The organism is Streptomyces sp. NPDC058000, assembly GCF_042886435.1.
Taxonomy (GTDB): domain Bacteria; phylum Actinomycetota; class Actinomycetes; order Streptomycetales; family Streptomycetaceae; genus Streptomyces.
Genome location: NZ_JBHVQS010000102.1, coordinates 1 through 17,885 on the forward strand (window position 1 = coordinate 1; position 17,885 = coordinate 17,885).

Consider the following 17,885-nt stretch of genomic DNA (forward strand, 5'->3'; position numbering starts at 1 on the left):
CAAACGCGACTACATCTTCCACGGCACCCTGACCACCGCAGCCATCGTGATCTGGCTCCGTGATCTCGTCAAAGAGCCATCAGACACTGCCTAGGCCCCCGACATGCTCCGGTACGTCACGAACAGGAACCAGAGCACTGGGATCAACGCCCCAAGAACTGCCGGCCGTCGATACAACGGTGTCCCGGGATCCAGCTGGGGCCCCGGTTGCCCCGGGATCGGTGCCTGGAGTTTGTTCAGCCTGACCCGGGCAACGAGGTTCCAGATGAGGGTGAAGGGGGTGAAGAGGAAGAGGGAGAACGGGCTCCACCATCCCTGCCAGAGCGTGCTGCCTGTCATGTCGCGGCACAGGGCGACGCCGCAATTCCGGCAGAAAGGGCCCTTCATGCTCAGGAACCGCATGACGATGAGAATGCCCTGATGCCCGCGCACGGTGACGTCCATGGCCGGCACGGCACCGCACAGTCGACAGCCGGCATGGTGCGGTTGCGGAGCCTGCGGAAACGGTGCGGGGTGGCCCTGGTTCCAGGCGGGCGCGGGATGTTGGCCCCAGGCACCAGGGTGCTGAGGTTGCGCCTGGCCCCAGGCGGCGGGGTGCTGGGGTTGTGCCTGCCCCCAGGCGGCGGGTTGGCCGGGCTGCGGGTGCGGCGGCTGGTACGGCTGGCCGGGCTGCGGCTGAGGAGCTTGGAACGGCGCAGGCTGTGGTTGCGGCGGAGTCGCCACGAATGTCCCCCGTGTGTCAATCAATGCAAACAGAAAGTGCGTGCTCGCCGTCGGACGGCAGGCACGCTGGCCCTGTCTACCACAGGGGGGAAGCAACGGAAAAAGTCACGGCGCCGCCGTTGGCAGGCGGGTAACGCCAACACTTTTCTCCCCGCACTCAGTTGAGAGCCGTGCGCTGATTCGGGGGGATGAATGACTCATTCGTAGGGCCGCCGGGGCGTCGTCGTCCTGGATCCGGCAGCCGGAGCCATGGTCTCCGCACCCCTCACCGCCGACCCGTACAAGGCCGATCTCGCCGCCGACCGGCACAAGGACGGACACCACGCTTCGGCGCCGGCTACGTCGACGAACCGGGCGCCTGGCGACTCCTGGGCAATGCGGTGGCTCCCGCTGCGCAGACCTACCAATCCTGGAACGCGTTCGCGGACGACTTCATTGCGGGCCGCGCGCTGTGGATGCAGAACGCCGGCGCCGAATGGTCCGGCTCCCAGGACGACACCGCACAAGCCGCGCAGCGCCTTCTGGATCCCGGCAATTCCAACGGCCCCTGGCACCAAGTTCACTGGGAATCCATCTATCAGCCCGATCGGGCACGGTGACGGTGACCAAACGGGCTGCGGAAATAGTGGCGCGTGGGCGGAGTTGGTGGCGCCGGAAGGGGGGAGGAATGGCCGGCGGCCGATACACGGGCCTACACGTGCAATCCATCTGCGGCCCGTGAACTGGCTAGCGCACCATTTGGTGGAAACGCATGCTGATGCCCGTTCCCGTAGTCCGCTTGAAGGTGCTGGTTCCGCGGCTGGTGTGGCCAAGGGCGGTGACTGGCGCCGTTCTCCGGAATCGCCGCGACGGTGGCCGGTTGCCGGTGGCCGGTGACGCGGTCCGAGTCCAAGGGGCGTATGCGCACAGCGCAGGTCGCGACACCTGCCGTCGAAAGCAGCAGCAATTCCCGGCGCACGGGCCGATTCGTCCGCCCCCTCCCCGCCCTCCGCGCCGTGACGGTGCTGATCGGGCGTGTCCGGGTGCGCAGCTCATCGTTCTCATCACACAAGCACATCTCCATTCATCGAGGAGCCTTGATGCGACGAGTTCTGACGGCAGTGGGTATGGCCGCGGCCGCGATGACGCTGGGGTCGGCTGCCGGCGCCCACGCCGCCGACGGACCGAAGACCCCCGACCTGGGCGGGCTGACCAGCGTGGACCCCGGCAGTGTGGGGGACACGGTGGGTGGTGCCGCGCAGCAGGCGACGCAGCTCGCCGGTGGGGCGCAGGGGAAGGTCGTCGACAAGGTGGTGCCCGCGGAGACCCAGGCGGTCGGCGGGGCCGCGGCGAAGGTGACGCCGCCGGCGGCGCAGGCGGCCGGTGCGACCGCTGGTGCGGCCGGGGAGCTGTTGGGCGACACGGCGCAGGCGGCCACCGCCGACGGCGGACTGCTCGGTGGGATGCCGACCGACGCGCTGCCCGGGAAGGGGCTGGCCGACGCGGTGTCGGCCAAGGCGCTGACGGACGCGCTGTCCGGGAAGGCGGTGACCGGCGCGCTGCCCGCGCAGGGGGCGCCGGCCGTGGCCCAGTCCCCGCTCAAGGGGCTGCCCGGTCTGGGCTGACGGCGGTCCCCGCCCGGTGTCCGCGTCGCGCGGGTGCCGCCCCGGCCCCACTCCGCCCCTGCCTGCTCAGGGGGTCGGAGTGGGGCCTTTTCTGCGTGCGGCGGAGCGTTTGAGGTCGGCGCGGCGCGGCGCTTGCGGGCGTGGTTTTGAGGCGGATGCCCGCCCGTGAACGCGGCGACGGCGGCCACGAGACCGCCGACCAGTGTGGTGAGTGGCGCGGCGGAGCCCCTGGGGGCGGGTGGGGCGTACGAGGTGGCACCGGACGGGTGGTCGGGATGTCCCTCTGGACGCTCTTCTCGCCGCGCTGATTCCCTTCTCAAACTCGTCAGTTCGGGGAATACGGGGGCGAGTACGACACGGGCTACTGTTGCGCCGCTTTCGAATAATCGGGAGAAGTCAGGAATATCCGTGCGCCGTTGGGCGCGGGGAAGGATGGGCTGATGGGGAAGCTGACGCGGATCGCGCTGGTGGGGCTGTGTGTGCTGAGCGCGGGAATGGTGGCGGCGCCGGCCGCCTCGGCCCAGGGGCAGGGGTGCCGCTACTACTACACCAGTTGGGGGCGTGGTCCGCACGGTGAGACCACCGGGTCCGGCGAGTACGCCGAGGGCGACCGGGACCCGGAGGGTCGGATCTGCCAGAACGGCTGGTGGGTCGACCCGAACGAGCGGAACGACGGCGGCTACTGGGGCTGAGCGCCGTTGACCGTCGGGCCCGTCGGGCGTCCTTCGAGGACGCGCGGCGGGCCCGTTGCTCGGTGCGAGCGGGCGCCACGGGTGCTGCCGGGCAGTACCCTCGTGGCTTCCCGGGCAGTCACACGAGGGGGCGCCGAGGTGCTGAAGCACTACTACCGGCTGGTGTATTGGAAGAGACGGATCGGGCGGGCGCTGGGGTGGCACCGCCGTCCGGCGACCGGGCGGGGGCCGGGTGTCGGACCGGGAGGCCGTGGGGCGAACCGCGGGCCCGGACGGCGGAGCGGGCGGATGCGTCAACTGCTGGTACGGGCCCGGCCGTTGCTGCTCTTCGTGGTGCTGGTGTTGATCGCGGTGGTGGCGTCGGCGCTGCTCGGGTGGCGGGACGACACCTTCGGGGCGGGGCACCGGGAGGGCGGCGCGACCTTCCAGCCGTCGGGGGGTGCCGGACGGGGGACGATCTCGGTGTCCTGCGAGCCGCGGGGCGCGGTGTGCGCGGTGCCGGGAGGGGGCGCCCCGGGCGCCGGGTGAACCGGGCCCGGGCCGGCCGTCCCAGTGCGCGGGCCGCCCGCATGCGGTCCACGGCCCACGACACAGGGCCCACGACACAGGGCCCACGACCCACGACCCAGGGCCCAGGGCCCAGGGCCCAGGGCCCAGGGCCCACGCCCCACGGCCTACCGCCCATACCCCAGGAAGCGTCGAGGTCAGAGGGACAGCGGCGGGCAGGGCGATGCTGGGACTGCCGGACTGCCGGACTGTCGGACTGCCGGGGGAGGGAGGGGCGGGACCGTGGTCCCGCCCGCGGGCTCAGGCGTCCGTCGACGTGATCCGGGTGGCGGCCCCGCTGACGTGCGAGCGCGGGTCGCCGGACCGCAGGTCGACGGTCAGCAGGCCCGGGCGGCCCAGGTCGTGCCCCTGGTGGAGGGTGAGCGTCGTCGGGGCGGTGACCAGGCCCAGGGCGCGGGTGTACGCGCCGAAGGCGGCGGCCGCGGCGCCGGTCGCCGGGTCCTCCACCACGCCGCCGACCGGGAACGGGTCGCGGACGTGGAAGACGGTGTCGCTCTCCCGCCAGACCAGCTGAAGGGTCGTCAGGTCCAGGCGCTGCATCAGGGCGGCCAGCCGGTCGAAGTCGTAGTCGAGCTTGGCCAGTCGGGCGCGGGTGGCGGCGCCGAGGACCAGGTGGCGGTTGCCGGCGTAGGCGATCCGGGGCGGCAGGGCCGGGTCGAGGTCGGCGGCCGGCCAGTCCAGCGCGGCCAGCGCCTCGTCGAGATCGGCCGGGGCGACCGGCTCGATGTGCGGTTCGACGCTGGTCAGGGTGGCCCGCAAGGCCCCGTCGCGCTGGGCGACGGTCACCGGGACCGGGCCCGCCTGGGTGGCGAAGAGCAGGTCGCCGGGGCCGTGCCGCTCGGCGAACGCGACCGCGGTGGCGACCGTGGCGTGGCCGCAGAAGGCGACCTCGGCGAGCGGGCTGAAGTACCGGATGGTGAACGCCCGGCCGGGCACGCCCAGCCCCTCGGGCGGCGCGGTGAGGAACGCGGTCTCGGAGTAGCCCAGTTCGGCGGCGATGGCGAGCTGAGCGGCGTCGTCCAGCCCGGTGGCGTCCAGGACGACGCCGGCCGGGTTGCCGCCCGCGGGATCGGTGGAGAACGCGGTGTAGTGCAGGATCTCCGGCGTGCGGGCGGGGTCCCCGGCGGTGGTGTCGAGTGTCATGGCCAGGGAACCACCCACCGCCGCCCGGCTATTCCCGGGCGGTCAGCGGCGCGTCAGCCCCGCCCGATGTACGGCATGGCGGTCGCCATCACGGTCGCGAACTGCACGTTGGCCTCCAACGGGAGCGCCGCCATGTGCACGACCGTACGGGCGACGTCGGCCGCGTCCATGACCGGTTCGACCTCGGTGCGGCCGTTGGCCTGGAGGATCCCGGTCTGCATCCGGCCGGTCATCTCGGTGGCCGCGTTGCCGATGTCGATCTGGCCGCAGGCGATCCGGTACGGACGGCCGTCCAGGGACAGCGACTTGGTGAGGCCGGTCATCGCGTGCTTGGTGGCCGTGTAGGCGATCGAGTGCGGCCGCGGTACATGGGCGGAGATGGAGCCGTTGTTGATGATCCGGCCGCCCTGCGGGTCCTGGTCGCGCATGGTCCGGAACGCGGCCTGGGCGCACAGGAAGGCGCCGTTGAGGTTGACGTCGACCACCGCCCGCCAGTCGTCGTAGGAGAGTTCCGCCAGCGGGACCGGCGGGCCGAAGGCGCCCGCGTTGTTGAAGAGCAGGTCCAGCCGGCCGAAGCGGTCGCGGATCGTGGTGAAGAGGGCGTCGACCTCGTCGGGGCGGGTGACGTCGGTGGGGACGGGCAGCACCGCGGGGCCCTCGATGCCCGCGTACCCCACCTGCCGGGCGGTCTCCTCCAGGGCGTCGGCGCGCCGGCCGGCCAGGACCACCGTCCAACTGTCGGCGACCAGCGCCAGGGCGACCGCCCGCCCGATGCCCGAACCCGCGCCGGTGACCAGGGCCACCTTCCGGCCCGCCGCGCCGTCCTCCCGGGTCTCCTGGGGCGTCGGCGCCGTGCGCGGGGTCCGGCCCCGCGAGGCGGGCGCGGGGAGGGTCGGCCGGGCCGCGGTCGCGGTACCGCCCACCTGCCCGGCCCGTGCCACCGGTGTCGCCTGCGCCGCCGCTACCCGCTCTGCGTCATATGCCATGCCGGCAGGGTAACGGCGGACCGGGCGGGAACCGGGCGCGAACCGGGTGCCACCCGGGCGGTGCCGCCAGGAGCCGCGGGCCGGGCGGCAGTTGGCGGTCGGCGACGGGGCCGGCCGCAACACCGAACCCGGGTCGGACCCGGGTCGGACCCGGGTCGGACCTAGGCCGGACGTAGGTCCAAAGGACTGCGTCCGCGCGCTCCGGCGGGTGTGCGCCGCGTGCCACCATGGTGCTGCCATCACCGACTCATGGAGACGCTCATGACAGAGTCCGGCGCCCAGGCCGCCGAGACCCGGGACGACACCCCCGGGCAGCCCGCCATATCCGGGCGGGACGCGCCCACAGCACCGTCGGCACCCGTCGCGTCCCGCCGCACCAGCCTGCTCGTCACCCTCGTCCTCGGCGGCCTCACCGCGGTCCCGCCGCTCTCCATGGACATGTACCTGCCGGCCCTGCCGCAGGTCACCGCCGCCCTGAACAGCCCGGCCGCCACCGTCCAACTGACCCTCACCACCTGCCTGGCGGGCATGGCCCTGGGGCAGATGATCGTCGGCCCGACGAGCGACAAGTGGGGCCGCCGCCGCCCGCTGCTCATCGGCATGGTCGTCTACGTGCTGGCCACCGCCCTGTGCGCGCTCGCCACCAACGCCGAAGTCCTCATCGCCTTCCGCCTGCTCCAGGGGCTCGCGGGCGCGGCCGGCATCGTCATCGCGCGGGCGGTGGTGCGCGACCTGTACGACGGGGTGGCGATGGCCCGGTTCTTCGCCACGCTGATGCTGATCTCCGGAGTGGCACCGGTGGTCGCCCCGCTCATCGGCGGCCAGATCCTCCGGTTCACCGACTGGCGCGGGGTCTTCGTGGTGCTCACCGTGATCGGTGTGCTGCTCACCCTCCTCGTCTGGCGGCGACTGGACGAGACGCTGCCCCCGGAGCGCCGGCAGCCCGGTGGCATCGGCCCGGCCCTGCGCACCATGCGCGACCTCCTCGCTGACCGGGCGTTCTCCGGCTACCTCCTGGTCGGCGCGTTCGCCTTCGCCGCGCTCTTCGCGTACATCTCCGCCTCGCCGTTCGTCATCCAGGAGATCTACGGCGCCTCCCCGCAGACCTTCAGCCTGCTCTTCGGCCTCAACTCCGTCGGGCTGGTCGCGGTCGGCCAGATCAACGGCAAGCTGCTGGTCGGCCGGGTCGGCCTGGACAAGGTGCTGGGCGTCGGCCTGGTGCTGGTGGCGCTGGCCGGCGCGGCCCTGTTGCTGCTGTCGTCCGGGGTCTTCGGCAAGGCCGGGCTGGTCCCGGTGGCCGCCGGGCTGTTCGTGCTGATGTCCGCGATGGGCCTGGTCATGCCGAGCACCAACACCCTGGCGCTGCTGCGCACCCCGCACGCGGCCGGTTCGGCCTCCGCACTGCTGGGCACCTCGACGTTCCTGCTCGGCGCGGTGGCCTCGCCACTGGTGGGCATCGCGGGCGAGCGGACGGCCGTACCGATGGCCGTCGTCCAACTGTCGTGTGCCGTTCTCGCGCTCGTGAGCTTCCTGGGAATGTGTCGTCCGTGGCAGCGTAAGGGGGAACGCACCGCCGGCGAGAGGACTGGGCTCTGAACGTATCGAACGCCCCGAGACTGAAGCCCGGCACACCGGCCGAGGCGGGACTGCACCCCGCCTGGATGGAACGGCTGGTCAGCGGCGTGCGCGCACTGCCGGAGGGCCGTGCGCCATGGTGCCCCGGCGTGGTGGTGCTGGCCGGCCGGGGCCCGGTGGTCGCCGCCGAGGCGGCCGCCGGCTGGGCGGTCCGCTACCGCGCGTACGACCCCGAACGCGACCGGGGCCTGGACCTGCCCCGCGACCTGTGGGAGCCGATGCGGGTCGGCACCGTCTTCGACCTCGCCTCGCTCAGCAAGCTCTTCACCACCATCGCCGCGGTCCAGCAGACCGAGCGCGGCCGGCTCGCCCTCGACGCGCCGGTCGCCGCCCACCTGCCGGCGTTCGCCCCCGGCATCACCGTCCGCGACCTGCTCCGGCACACCTCCGGCCTCGCCCCCGAGCTGCCCTTCTACGAGCGTCCCGACCGCGCCGACCAGTTGGCGCTGCTGTGGGCCGAGACGGCCGCCCCCTCCGGCGGCCCGTACGGCGCGCACCGCTACTCCGACCTGAACCTCATCGCCCTCCAACTGCTCCTGGAACGGCTCACCGGCCGCCCCCTGGACGCCCTGGTCCGCGACGGCATCACCGGCCCGCTGGGCCTGGCCAGCACCTGCTACGGGCCGCTGGCGCCGCAGGGCGTGGCCGCCACCGAGGACCAGCGGCGGCCGTGGGCCAAGGCGGACCGGGGCCCGCTGCGCGGCGAGGTGCACGACGAGAACGCCTGGGCGCTGGGGGGCGTGGCCGGCCACGCGGGCCTGTTCTCCACCGCCCAGGACCTGGCCGTGCTGTGCCGGACGCTGCTCAACGGCGGCGCGTACGGCACCGCCCGGATCCTCGGCCCGGCCGCGGTCGCCGCCCTGCTCGACCCGCCCGGCCTCGGCTTCGCCGTCGACCAGCCGTACTTCATGGGCGAGCTGGCCGGTCGGGGCGCGGCCGGCCACACCGGGTTCACCGGCACCAGCCTGGTCCTGGACCGCGCCACCGACACCTTCCTGGTGCTGCTCGCCAACACCGTCCACCCGCGGCGCCGGACGGGCGGCAGCGCCCCGCGGGCGGCGGCCGCCACCCACCTCGCCCGCGCGGCGGCCGCCGCCTGAGCCCGTCCCGGCCCGGCACGGTGCCGCCCGGGACCCCCGTAAACTCTCTCGAATGCACGACGAACTGCGCACCGCCCTGGCGGGCCTGCTCGACGGCCTGCCGCCCAAGCAGGCCGCGCAGGCCGTCGAGCGACTGATCGCCAACTACCGGGGCCGCACCCCCACCGACGCCCCGGTGCTCCGGGACCGCGGCGACGTCGCCGCGTACGCCGCCTACCGGATGCCGGCCACCTTCGAGGCGGTGCGGGCCGCACTGGCCGCCTTCGCCGCCCGCGTCCCCGACTGGTCCCCGGCCACCCACATCGACGTCGGCGGCGGTACCGGCGCGGCCACCTGGGCCACCGCCGCCACCTGGGACGGCCCGCGCAGCACGGTCCTGGACTGGGCGCAGCCCGCGCTCGACCTCGGCCGCGAACTGGCCGCCGGGATCCTGCCGGACGTCACCTGGCGCCGGCAGGCCCTCGGCGGCGGCCTCACCGTCCCCGACGACACCGACCTGGTCACCGTCTCCTACGTCCTGGGCGAGCTGCTTCCCGAGGACCGCCGTGCGGTGGTGGCCGCGGCGGCCGCCGCCCGGGCCGTGGTCCTGATCGAACCGGGCACCCCCGAGGGCTACCTGCGGATCCGGGAGGCCCGTGAGCAACTGGTCGCCGCCGGACTGCGGATCGTCGCCCCGTGCCCGCACAGCGCCGCCTGCCCGATCGTCCCCGGCGAAGACTGGTGCCACTTCTCGGCCCGGGTCAGCCGCTCCTCCCTGCACCGCCAGGTCAAGGGCGGCTCCCTGGCCTACGAGGACGAGAAGTTCAGCTACGTCGCCGCCACCCGCCTCCCGGCCGAACCGGTCGCCGCCCGGATCGTGCGCAAGCCGCAGATCCGCAAGGGCCAGGTGCTGTTGGACCTGTGCACCGCGGACGACGCCCTGCGGCGGGACACCGTCACCAAGCGGCACGGTGCCGCCTACCGCGAGGCGCGCGACGCGGCCTGGGGCGACGCCTGGCCGCATTGAGACCGGCCCCCGGGCGACGGTCGTCCGCCGCCCGGTCCGCGCCGCGTCAGGCGCTCCGGCTGCGTTGCCGCATCTTCTCCAGGAGCGCGCGGCGCTGTTCCTGCGGATCCTGCGCGTCCGCCGCGCTCTTGCCGCGCCCGTTCGCGCCGCCGCCGCGCAGCGCACCCCGCGAGAGCTTGCTGCGGGTTCCCCCGACGCCGAGCATTCCCCCGGCATTCCCCTTGCTCATGAGGTGAGTTCCTTCCTGTGGGACCGGCGAGCGGCGGGGGCGCACGCGTACCGCGCCCCCGCCGCTCGGCGAGACAATCCGTCTCGTCCAGCGATGCCCCCATCCTCAGGCGAGACGCTTCGTATTGTCAAGACGATACGTCTCGCCTCCCGCTCGATACACTTCCGGCCATGGCCAACAAACCAGCCCCCGACGCCTCCCGCCGCAGCGAACGCTCCCGCCAGGCGATCTTCGACGCCGCCCTCGCCCTCGTCGGCGAGGTCGGCTACGACAAACTCACCATCGAAGGCATCGCCGCCCGCGCCGGCGTCGGCAAGCAGACCATCTACCGCTGGTGGCCCTCCAAGGCCGCCGTCCTCCTCGACGCCTTCGGCGCCGTCGTCGACGAGTACGACCAGGAGGGGCTGCCCGACACCGGTGACCTCGCCGCCGACCTCAAGGCCGTCCTCCACGCCACCGCCGACGAGTTCAACGACGCCGCCTGGCAGGCCCCCTACCGGGCCCTCGCGGCGGCCGGCGCCAACGACGAGGAGCTCTCCCGCACCTTCGTCGGCCGCCTCATGGAACCCGGTATCCGCGTCTACGTCGACCGGCTCCGCGCCGCCCAGGAAGCCGGCGAGCTGGCCCCGGACGTCGACGTCCGGATCGGTGCCGAGATGCTGCTGAGTCCCTTTTCACAGCGCTGGCTGATGCGCACCGGGGAACTCACCCACGCCTTCGTCGACACCCTCGTCGACCAGGTGCTCCGCGGTCTGGGCCGGCGCGACTGACCCGCCGGGGCGTCCGGCCGGCAATGGCGTGAAATGCCCCTCTTCGCCCGTACCGCGTTCACCCCGGATCCGCACACCGGTCACCTGGCGCCCAGGATGGTGGCAGCATTGACCCCAGACCACCGCTCGAAGTGAGGGGATTGATGGAACGCAAGAGCAGGTTCTCCCAGTGGCTGCGCCGGCCGAGGAGCGGATCGGGCGGCGATACGGACACGGGATCGGCCGCCGCGTGCGGCCGCGAGGACCTGCTGATGGCGGCGGTCGACGCGGGTTTCCCGGTCGCCCCCGCCGCCCATCCGGCCGGTTACGGCTGTTCCTGCGAACGCATCGGCTGTCCCACCCCCGGCCGCCACCCCATCTCCTTCGGCTGGCAGACCGTCGCCACCACCGACCGCGACAAGGTCGCCGCCTGGGTCCGCACCCTCCCGCAGGCCAACTTCATCACCGCCACCGGCATGGCCCACGACGTCCTCGACGTCCCCGTCGAGGCCGGCCGCAGCGCCATCGGCCGACTGGACGCGGCCGGCATCGAGGTCGGCCCGGTCAGCCTCAGCGGCGCCGGTATCGGCGACGGCCGGATGCTCTTCTTCACCGCCACCCGCGGCACCCCCGACGACGAGGACGAGTGGTGGCCGTGCGAGCTGGACTGCCATCCCGAGACCCTCGACGAGCACCCCGGCCTCCGCTGGCACTGCCGCGGCAGCTACGTCCTCCTGCCGCCGTCCACCCTCCCCGGTGACGCGCCCGCGGTGACCTGGCTGCGCGGCCCCGAGCTCCCGCTGCCCGACCCGCTGACGCTGTTGGAGACCCTCACCGACGCCTGCGCGGAGTTCATCGGCCGCGAACCCGACCACGAGACGGCGGCCTGGCCGATCGGCCGCTGACCGGCCGGCGCCGGTTCCGTTTCCACGGCCGCCGCTTCCGTTCTCACGGCACAGGGGCCGCCGATCCGCCGGTGGCCCCGCCCCGCCCGCTCGTTCCTACCGGGTCCGCCCGTCCCTACCGGCCCGCGCCGGCAGCCGGGTGCGCTGGCCGACCCGCACGCCTTCCGCTGCCCCTCGGGTATCCGTCGGCCGGCACGCCTTCGACGGCTACAGCGCCTTCACCGACGTCTTCGCCTCGATCCGGTTGAGCACCGAGACCTTGCCGCCGGCGCTCTTCGCCGGGACCAGCACCGTCTGGCCCGACACCGTCGTGAACGCCATCCGCGTGGGGTTCTTCGGCGCCGGCCCGTCCATGATCCCGCGCAGCTCCGCCGGCACGGTGATCATCAGGCCCTTGGAGACCGTCTTCTGCTGGTGGTAGACGGTCGAGAAGAACACCAGGGCCCCGCCGTCCGTCGTCCGCAGCGCCACCGGCGGCAGCTCCGACGCCTGGTCCTGCCACTGGATCCGGGCCCCCGGCTGGTTGGTCTGGGAGGCGCGCCAGGCCCGCAGACTGTCGGTCTCCTGGCCCGGCGCGAACGTGTCGCCCTTACCGGTGTTGAGGTAGTCCGCATACGCCTGGCTCAGCTTGCCCGGGTCGACCGCGAGCCCCGACGAACCGTCCACCGGCACCGCTTCCCCGTAGCCGCCGGTGACCTTCAACTCCGGGGCCTTGTTGCCGGGGAACGTCGCGAGGTACGTCGCCCGCCACTTCGCGGTGACGCTGTCCCGGCTGAACACCAGGAACCAGCGGGTGTTCTCGCCGCTCCGCTCCCGGCGGTTGCTGAGCGCGTCCGCGACGAAGAACTTCGGCCAGCCCTTCTGCTGGGGCACGGTGAAGTGGGCGTCGGTGAACGCCAGCGGGGTGAAGTTCGGGTTGCCGGCGGGGCGCACGCCGTGTGCGGCCTTCAGCCCCGCCTGGTCGATGGCGAGCAGCGCACCGGCTTCGTACGAGGTGTTCACCGTCGAGTCCAGCGTGCGGTTGGCCTTGTTGAAGCCGTTGGTGAAGTGCTTGAGCGCCTTGGCGGCGTCGTCCTGCGACACCGCGGGCAGCACCTCGCGCTCGCCGTGCACCGTCATGCATCCGCTCAGTACCACCAGCGCGGCTGCTGCCGACGTCAGCGCTGCGGGCACCCGGAACGGCGACCTGCGTGTCATGGGGCTCGGGCTCCTTCGGGGCGACCGGGGCGGACGGGAGGCCGCCGGTGGCACGATTCGGCGGCAACCATACCCGGTGGCCGACGGCGGGCGTGGCGGTCGGGGTGACGTTTGTTTCCGCCGGGCCCTCGGGTGTTCGTGGGCGCCCCACCTTGTCGGCTTTCGCGCCGTCCCGGTGCCGGCCGGCCACGCGGGCCGCCCCCTGGACGGTGCGGGGGCGGCCCGGAGCTCTGTGCACGGCCGTACGGCGGGGTGGGCGGCGCTCCGTCGGTGGTCAGACGGTCGGACGGCGGTCAGGCGCTGAGCGGGAACGCGTTGCCCAACTCCCGGAAGACGGCGCTGTTCAGGGCGAAGGCGCGCTTGCACTCGTCGATGACGCGCTGCTTCTCCAGGTCGTCGAGCGGCAGCCCGTCCAGGAGCTCGCGGTAGGTGCGCTTGAAGGCGGCGGGGTTGCCGATGGCCTCGAAGACGTAGAAGCGGACGCCGTCGCCCTTGCGCGCGAAGCCCCAGGTCTTCTCGGCGGTGCCGCGGATGATCTGGCCGCCGGAGAGGTCGCCGAGGTAGCGGGTGTAGTGGTGGGCGACGTATCCGGCCGGCCAGTCGCGGGCGCAGGCGGCGATCCGGTCGGCGTACGCGGCGGTGGCCGGCAGCGGCTCCAGGCCGGTGCGCCAGTCGGGGCCGCCGAGGTGGGCGAGGTCGCGCGCCAACTCGGTGGTGCGGGCCAGCTCCGGGCGGATGAAGGGGCCCGCGACCGGGTCCGTGGCGAGGCCCTGGGGGACGTCCTCCAGGGCGCGGTAGACGAACCACAGTTGTTCGGTGTAGCGCCGGTACGCGGCGACACCGAGCTTGCCGCCCAACAGGTGGCTCATGAACGCGGAGTTCTCGGCCTCGGTGTGCTGTTCGTGGGAGGCCGTGCGGATGGCCGTCGAGAACGCGGGCGGGGTCGGGCTGGATGCTTCCAAGGCGGACCTCCGGAGGCCGGCAGAGCGCGGACAGGGATGGCGTGTCGGGAACAGGCCGACGACTGCACGCAGCCGCCGTGGTTAGGGTTACCTAACTACGCGGGCGGGCCCTGGTCAACCTGTTCCCGACAACCTGTCGGTAAAAACGCTACTCCGGTCCGGATCAGGGCAGCGTAAGGATCTCCGTGCCGGTCTCCGTGACCACCAGCGTGTGCTCGAACTGCGCGGTCCGCTTGCGGTCCTTGGTGACCACGGTCCAGCCGTCCTCCCACATGTCGTACTCGTGCGTGCCCAGCGTCAGCATCGGCTCGATCGTGAAGGTCATGCCGGGCTTGATGTCGGTGGTGTGGTGCGGGCTGTCGTAGTGCGGGACGATCAGGCCGGAGTGGAAGGACGAGTTGATGCCGTGGCCGGTGAAGTCGCGGACCACGCCGTAGCCGAAGCGCTTGGCGTAGGACTCGATGACCCGGCCGATGATGTTGATCTGGCGGCCCGGCTTGACGGCCTTGATCGCGCGGCTGAGCGCCTCCCGGGTGCGCTCCACCAGCAGCCGAGACTCCTCGTCCACCTCGCCGCACAGGTAGGTGGCGTTGTTGTCGCCGTGCACGCCGTGGATGTACGCGGTCACGTCGAGGTTCACGATGTCGCCGTCCTTGAGGACGGTCGAGTCGGGGATGCCGTGGCAGATGACCTCGTTGAGCGAGGAGCACAGGGACTTGGGGAAGCCGCGGTAGCCGAGCGTGGAGGGGTAGGCGCCGTGGTCGCACATGAACTCGTGGGCGACCCGGTCCAGTTCGTCGGTGGTCACACCGGGCGCGATCAACTTGGCGGCTTCCGCCATCGCCTGGGCGGCGATCCGGCCGGCGATCCGCATCCGCTCGATGGTTTCGGCGTCCTGCACCTCGGGCCCGGTGTACGGGGTCGGGCCGGCCTTGCCGACGTACTCGGGGCGCGGGATCGAGGCGGGAACGGGGCGGGTGGGGGAGATCTCCCCGGGGGCGAGAAGCGACTGGCCAGACATGCCAGCGAGTGTATCCGCGGGCCGTCGGGCAGGATGGTGGGAACGGGAGCCAAGCACAGGAGGCGGCAATGGCACTGTTCAAACGGCGGACGGTCGGCAAGCCGGGCGAGTGGTTCTACTGCCTCAAGCACGGGACGGTCGAGGAGGGCCCCCAGTGCCGCGCCGCCGACCGGTTCGGCCCGTACGCCACCCGCGAGGAGGCGGCGCACGCCATGGATACCGCCCGCGAGCGGAATCTGGAGTGGGAGACCGACCCCAAGTGGCACGACATGGGCAAGGGCGGTAAGGGCGGCACGGGGGACGCGGACGGCGCGTAGCCCGCGGCCCGGGTCGGGTCACCAGGGCGGGGGCGGCGGGGTCGCCAGGCCCTCGGCGAGGCGGGCGAGGCGGTCGCGGAAGCGGCGGTGTCGGCCCGGCGCGGGCCGACCGTTCTCGCCGGCTGCGGCGCTGACCAGGTGCTGGACGGTGTCCAGGTCGAGGGCCGGGGCGTCCCGGAGGTCCGGGGCCGCCGCGGCGCCCTCCGGCGGTGGCGGGGCGGTGGCCAGCGCATCGTGGGCCAGGGCGTGGAGGTCGCGGTCGCCGGAGTCCAGGGCGAGCACCGTGGCGCCGTTGCGGCGGGCGTCGTGGATCCGCTCCAGCAGCCCGGCGTCCGGCCGCTCCGGCGTCACCACCAGCAGCGTCGCGCCGCGTCCGGCCGCCGCCAGCCGTCCCGGTCCCACCGCGAGGTGCGCCGGCGCCCCGGTGGGGACCCGGTGGCGGACCAGGGTCGGCGACAGCTCCGGCAGGCCCGACCAGGCGGCCTCGTCGTCCAGGTGGGCGGCCAGGTGCCAGGGCTCGTAGGCGGCGCTGCCGACCAGCAGCAGGCCGCCGCCGTGCGGGGCGACGGCGGCCCGCAGCGAACCGGCGAAGCGGCGGGTGGCCTCGATCCACTCGGTCCCGGCGAGGACCTCACGCAGCAGGGCGACGCGTACGGCATCCATGGCGCGGCATGGTGCCGCACGGGCCGGCTCCGTGGGGCCGGGGGCGGGTGGTGTCACCCGTACGGGGGCCGGGGCGGGCCGTGGCGGCGGCGGGGCCTGTCCGCGGGCTCAGGGGGCGGGGTGCAGGCCGGCCTCGGTCAGCCGACGTCCTACCTCCGCGACCGACTCCTCGCTCAGCGGGAGCTGTGGTACCGCCGTGTCGCGGCGGGCGATCACCCCGAGCAGGTGGAGGGCGGCCTTGAAGCCGCCGAGGGCGGAGGAGCTGCGGCCCATCTCGGCCTCCGGGCCGGTGTCGGTGAGGTCGAAGAGGGTGACCAGGCGCTCCTGTTCGGCGGCCGCACGGGGCCAGTCGCCGGCGCGGGCGGCGTCGTAGAGCCGGACGTAGCCCGCCGGGTCCACGTTGCCCAGGCCCGGGACGATGCCGTCCGCGCCCGCCAACAGGGCGGCGTCGGCGGTGAGTTCGGAGCCGGTGAGGACGGCGAAGTCGGGTGCGGGGCCGGTGTGCCGGGCGGTGCGGCCGCCGAGTGCAACCAGCAGGCGGCGCAGTGCCCCGTCGTCGCCGCTTGAGTCCTTGAGGCCGGCGAGGGTGCCGTCCTCGGCCAGCTCGCGGACCAGGGCCGGGGAGAGCTTGTGGTGCACGGAGACCGGGATGTCGTACGCGATCAGCGGCAGGCCGGTGGCGGTGCGCAGATGCCGGAAGTGGGCGGCGATCTCGCGGGGGTGGGTGCGGGTGTAGAAGGGGGCGGTGGCGACCAGGCCGTCGGCGCCGAGCGCGGCGGCGGTCCGGGCGTGCTCCAGGACGCGGGCGGTGGTGGTGTCGATGACGCCGGCCAGGACCGGGACCCGGCCGGCGGCGGCGGTGGCCACGGTCTCCAGGACGGTGGCCCGTTGATGGTTGGTCAGGTATACCGCCTCACTGGTGGATCCCAGGGCGAACAGGCCGTGGACGCCGGCGTCGAGGAGATGACAGACCAGGCGGGTGAGGGAGGCGGTGTCGACCTCGCCGTGCGGGTCGAGCGGGGTGCAGACCGGGGGGATGACGCCGTGCAGCGGGGCGGTGAGTGCCATGGGGGCTCCAAGGGCGGCTCTGAGCTGGCACATCGGACATGGGATGTCCGATCTCGCGGTCACAATAGGCATGCGCGCAGGTGCCCGGTCAAGGAGTTCCGCCCCGACGCGGGCCAAACGGGCGGCGGCGCGCGGCACATGAGGCGCGGGAGAGGGAAGAGGGCGATGGGGATGGCGCGAGGCACGATGTCCGAGGACGTCCAGGCGCGGATCAAGCAGCTGATCCTGGACCGCCGGCTGACGCCGGGCGATCCGCTGCCCACCGAGGCCGAGCTGGTCGCCATGCTCGACGTCAGCCGCAACTCGGTGCGGGAGGCGCTCAAGGCGCTCCAGGCCATGCGGATCGTCGAGATCCGGCACGGCTTCGGCACCTACGTCGGCGCGCTCACCCTCGAACCGTTCGTCGAGGGCGTCGCCTTCCGGGCCGCGGTCCGCCACCACCAGGGGGAGCCCAGCCTGTACGAGCTGATGGAGGTCCGGGAGGCCCTGGAGGCGGGGCTGATCGGCGCCGTGGCGCACGGCCTGCCGGCCGAGGACCTCGCCGTCCTCAAGGCGCTGGTGCAGCGGATGGCGGAGGAGGCGCGCGGCGGGGAGGTGCTCAGCGCCACCGACCGGGCCTTCCACCTCGCGCTGTACCGCTCGCTCGGCAACCACCTGCTGAGCGAGGTGCTGGACGCGTTCTGGGCGGCGCTGCGCCGGGTCCGCGAGGACCTCGCCGACGTCCGGCCGGACCCGGAGGTGACCTACCGCCAGCACAGGGAGATCGTCGACGCCCTGGAGGCGGGTGACGGGCAGCGGGCGGTGGCGGCGATGCACCGGCACTTCGACGGTATCCGGCGCCGGCTGACCGCGTAGCCGGCGCCGGGGCCCCGGCCGGCTCGGGCCCCGGCCGTCCCGGTGTCGGACGCACGGGCCCGCCCGGGGTGCCGGGTTTGTCACGCTCATCCCGTTCACCGGGATTTCACCCTGTGTCGGCGGTGCCGTTGCCGACACGAAAAAGCGTCATGTGCCGTGCCTTGACGGCTAGTTGAGCCCTTCTTATCGTCCGCAGGACAAGGGACGTCCTACCTCCTGGCCCGGCTGAGGGGAGAGTCGTGACGTACGCGAGCTCCATGCCGACGGCCGGCGTAGCGGCCCCGGCGCCCACCTTGCCGGCTTTCCCGCCGTGGGGAGAGGTGCAAGCAGGAGCCCGGGTGGGCCTCTCGCCTTACCCCCACCGGGCGGGGGTGCCCCACCCACGGGAGGGGGCGGGCCGGAGGGGGTGGGTTTCCGGACGTAAAGCGCAGCAGTCCGGAAACCCACCCCCGCAGGACCGTCC

At 73.4% G+C, this 17,885-nt stretch carries 20 protein-coding genes; 11 read left to right on the forward strand and 9 right to left on the reverse strand.

What is annotated here, in order from left to right; genetic code table 11:
• Nucleotides 1-90: 90 nt before the first annotated feature.
• A complete protein-coding gene (locus ACFVT2_RS42025) occupies nt 91-444 on the reverse strand; it encodes a hypothetical protein (RefSeq protein WP_390027421.1) in 354 nt (117 codons plus the stop codon).
• A 467-nt stretch (nt 445-911) separates the two neighbouring features.
• Between ACFVT2_RS42025 and ACFVT2_RS42030 the strand changes: the two genes are divergently transcribed.
• The 4 genes from ACFVT2_RS42030 (at nt 912) to ACFVT2_RS42045 (ending at nt 3,547) form a co-directional block, all read left to right on the forward strand.
• Nucleotides 912-1,322: a DUF1266 domain-containing protein gene (locus ACFVT2_RS42030; RefSeq protein ID WP_390027424.1), complete on the forward strand. Its 411-nt coding sequence runs from the start codon at nt 912-914 to the stop codon at nt 1,320-1,322.
• A gap of 480 nt (nt 1,323-1,802) precedes the next feature.
• Nucleotides 1,803-2,327 carry a hypothetical protein gene (locus ACFVT2_RS42035; protein ID WP_390027427.1) on the forward strand — a complete coding sequence of 175 codons (525 nt, stop codon included), beginning with the start codon at nt 1,803-1,805 and terminating at the stop codon, nt 2,325-2,327.
• Nucleotides 2,328-2,767: 440 nt separating this feature from the next.
• Nucleotides 2,768-3,019 carry a hypothetical protein gene (locus ACFVT2_RS42040; RefSeq protein WP_390027428.1) on the forward strand — a complete coding sequence of 84 codons (252 nt, stop codon included), beginning with the start codon at nt 2,768-2,770 and terminating at the stop codon, nt 3,017-3,019.
• A gap of 288 nt (nt 3,020-3,307) precedes the next feature.
• Nucleotides 3,308-3,547, forward strand: a complete 240-nt coding sequence (locus ACFVT2_RS42045; RefSeq protein ID WP_390027431.1) for a hypothetical protein — start codon at nt 3,308-3,310, stop codon at nt 3,545-3,547.
• Between the two features lie 279 nt (nt 3,548-3,826).
• On the opposite strand, the gene ACFVT2_RS42050 is transcribed toward ACFVT2_RS42045, so the two are convergent.
• Both ACFVT2_RS42050 and ACFVT2_RS42055 read right to left on the reverse strand, forming a co-directional pair.
• Nucleotides 3,827-4,729, reverse strand: a complete 903-nt coding sequence (locus ACFVT2_RS42050) for a PhzF family phenazine biosynthesis protein (protein WP_390027434.1) — start codon at nt 4,727-4,729, stop codon at nt 3,827-3,829.
• Between the two features lie 53 nt (nt 4,730-4,782).
• Complete coding sequence (locus ACFVT2_RS42055; protein WP_390027437.1) at nt 4,783-5,715, reverse strand: SDR family oxidoreductase; 933 nt, start codon at nt 5,713-5,715, stop codon at nt 4,783-4,785.
• Between the two features lie 261 nt (nt 5,716-5,976).
• Here ACFVT2_RS42055 and ACFVT2_RS42060 point away from each other — a divergent pair, with 261 nt between their 5' ends.
• The 3 genes from ACFVT2_RS42060 to ACFVT2_RS42070 all read left to right on the forward strand — a co-directional run bounded on the left by ACFVT2_RS42060 (nt 5,977) and on the right by ACFVT2_RS42070 (nt 9,456).
• Nucleotides 5,977-7,311, forward strand: coding sequence for a Bcr/CflA family multidrug efflux MFS transporter (locus ACFVT2_RS42060; RefSeq protein WP_390027440.1), 1,335 nt, complete (start codon nt 5,977-5,979; stop codon nt 7,309-7,311).
• 65 nt (nt 7,312-7,376) lie between these two features.
• The gene (locus tag ACFVT2_RS42065) at nt 7,377-8,450 is read left to right on the forward strand and encodes a serine hydrolase domain-containing protein (protein ID WP_390027443.1); all 1,074 of its coding nucleotides are present in this window, start codon (nt 7,377-7,379) and stop codon (nt 8,448-8,450) included.
• A 52-nt stretch (nt 8,451-8,502) separates the two neighbouring features.
• Complete coding sequence (locus ACFVT2_RS42070; RefSeq protein ID WP_390027446.1) at nt 8,503-9,456, forward strand: small ribosomal subunit Rsm22 family protein; 954 nt, start codon at nt 8,503-8,505, stop codon at nt 9,454-9,456.
• Between the two features lie 46 nt (nt 9,457-9,502).
• Here the strand turns inward: ACFVT2_RS42070 and ACFVT2_RS42075 are convergent, their stop codons facing one another.
• A complete protein-coding gene (locus ACFVT2_RS42075; protein ID WP_390027448.1) occupies nt 9,503-9,685 on the reverse strand; it encodes a DUF6243 family protein in 183 nt (60 codons plus the stop codon).
• A 170-nt stretch (nt 9,686-9,855) separates the two neighbouring features.
• Here ACFVT2_RS42075 and ACFVT2_RS42080 point away from each other — a divergent pair, with 170 nt between their 5' ends.
• Together ACFVT2_RS42080 and ACFVT2_RS42085 are read left to right on the forward strand one after the other, a co-directional pair.
• Nucleotides 9,856-10,455, forward strand: a complete 600-nt coding sequence (locus ACFVT2_RS42080; protein ID WP_390027451.1) for a TetR/AcrR family transcriptional regulator — start codon at nt 9,856-9,858, stop codon at nt 10,453-10,455.
• A 143-nt stretch (nt 10,456-10,598) separates the two neighbouring features.
• Nucleotides 10,599-11,339, forward strand: coding sequence for a bifunctional DNA primase/polymerase (locus ACFVT2_RS42085; protein WP_390027454.1), 741 nt, complete (start codon nt 10,599-10,601; stop codon nt 11,337-11,339).
• A gap of 207 nt (nt 11,340-11,546) precedes the next feature.
• Here the strand turns inward: ACFVT2_RS42085 and ACFVT2_RS42090 are convergent, their stop codons facing one another.
• The 3 genes from ACFVT2_RS42090 to map form a co-directional block, all read right to left on the reverse strand.
• Nucleotides 11,547-12,536 (reverse strand): hypothetical protein, encoded by a 990-nt coding sequence (locus tag ACFVT2_RS42090; protein WP_390027457.1) that lies wholly within the window; start codon nt 12,534-12,536, stop codon nt 11,547-11,549.
• Between the two features lie 293 nt (nt 12,537-12,829).
• Nucleotides 12,830-13,498 (reverse strand): heme oxygenase (biliverdin-producing), encoded by a 669-nt coding sequence (locus ACFVT2_RS42095; protein ID WP_390027460.1) that lies wholly within the window; start codon nt 13,496-13,498, stop codon nt 12,830-12,832.
• A gap of 163 nt (nt 13,499-13,661) precedes the next feature.
• Complete coding sequence (map, locus tag ACFVT2_RS42100) at nt 13,662-14,519, reverse strand: type I methionyl aminopeptidase (protein ID WP_390027462.1); 858 nt, start codon at nt 14,517-14,519, stop codon at nt 13,662-13,664.
• A 68-nt stretch (nt 14,520-14,587) separates the two neighbouring features.
• Between map and ACFVT2_RS42105 the strand changes: the two genes are divergently transcribed.
• A complete protein-coding gene (locus ACFVT2_RS42105; RefSeq protein ID WP_390027464.1) occupies nt 14,588-14,836 on the forward strand; it encodes a hypothetical protein in 249 nt (82 codons plus the stop codon).
• An 18-nt stretch (nt 14,837-14,854) separates the two neighbouring features.
• On the opposite strand, the gene ACFVT2_RS42110 is transcribed toward ACFVT2_RS42105, so the two are convergent.
• Nucleotides 14,855-15,499 (reverse strand): hypothetical protein, encoded by a 645-nt coding sequence (locus tag ACFVT2_RS42110; RefSeq protein WP_390027467.1) that lies wholly within the window; start codon nt 15,497-15,499, stop codon nt 14,855-14,857.
• A gap of 108 nt (nt 15,500-15,607) precedes the next feature.
• Nucleotides 15,608-16,567, reverse strand: a complete 960-nt coding sequence (locus ACFVT2_RS42115) for a dihydrodipicolinate synthase family protein (RefSeq protein WP_390027469.1) — start codon at nt 16,565-16,567, stop codon at nt 15,608-15,610.
• A 171-nt stretch (nt 16,568-16,738) separates the two neighbouring features.
• Between ACFVT2_RS42115 and ACFVT2_RS42120 the strand changes: the two genes are divergently transcribed.
• Nucleotides 16,739-17,422 (forward strand): FadR/GntR family transcriptional regulator, encoded by a 684-nt coding sequence (locus ACFVT2_RS42120; protein WP_390027471.1) that lies wholly within the window; start codon nt 16,739-16,741, stop codon nt 17,420-17,422.
• Nucleotides 17,423-17,885 lie beyond the last annotated feature (463 nt).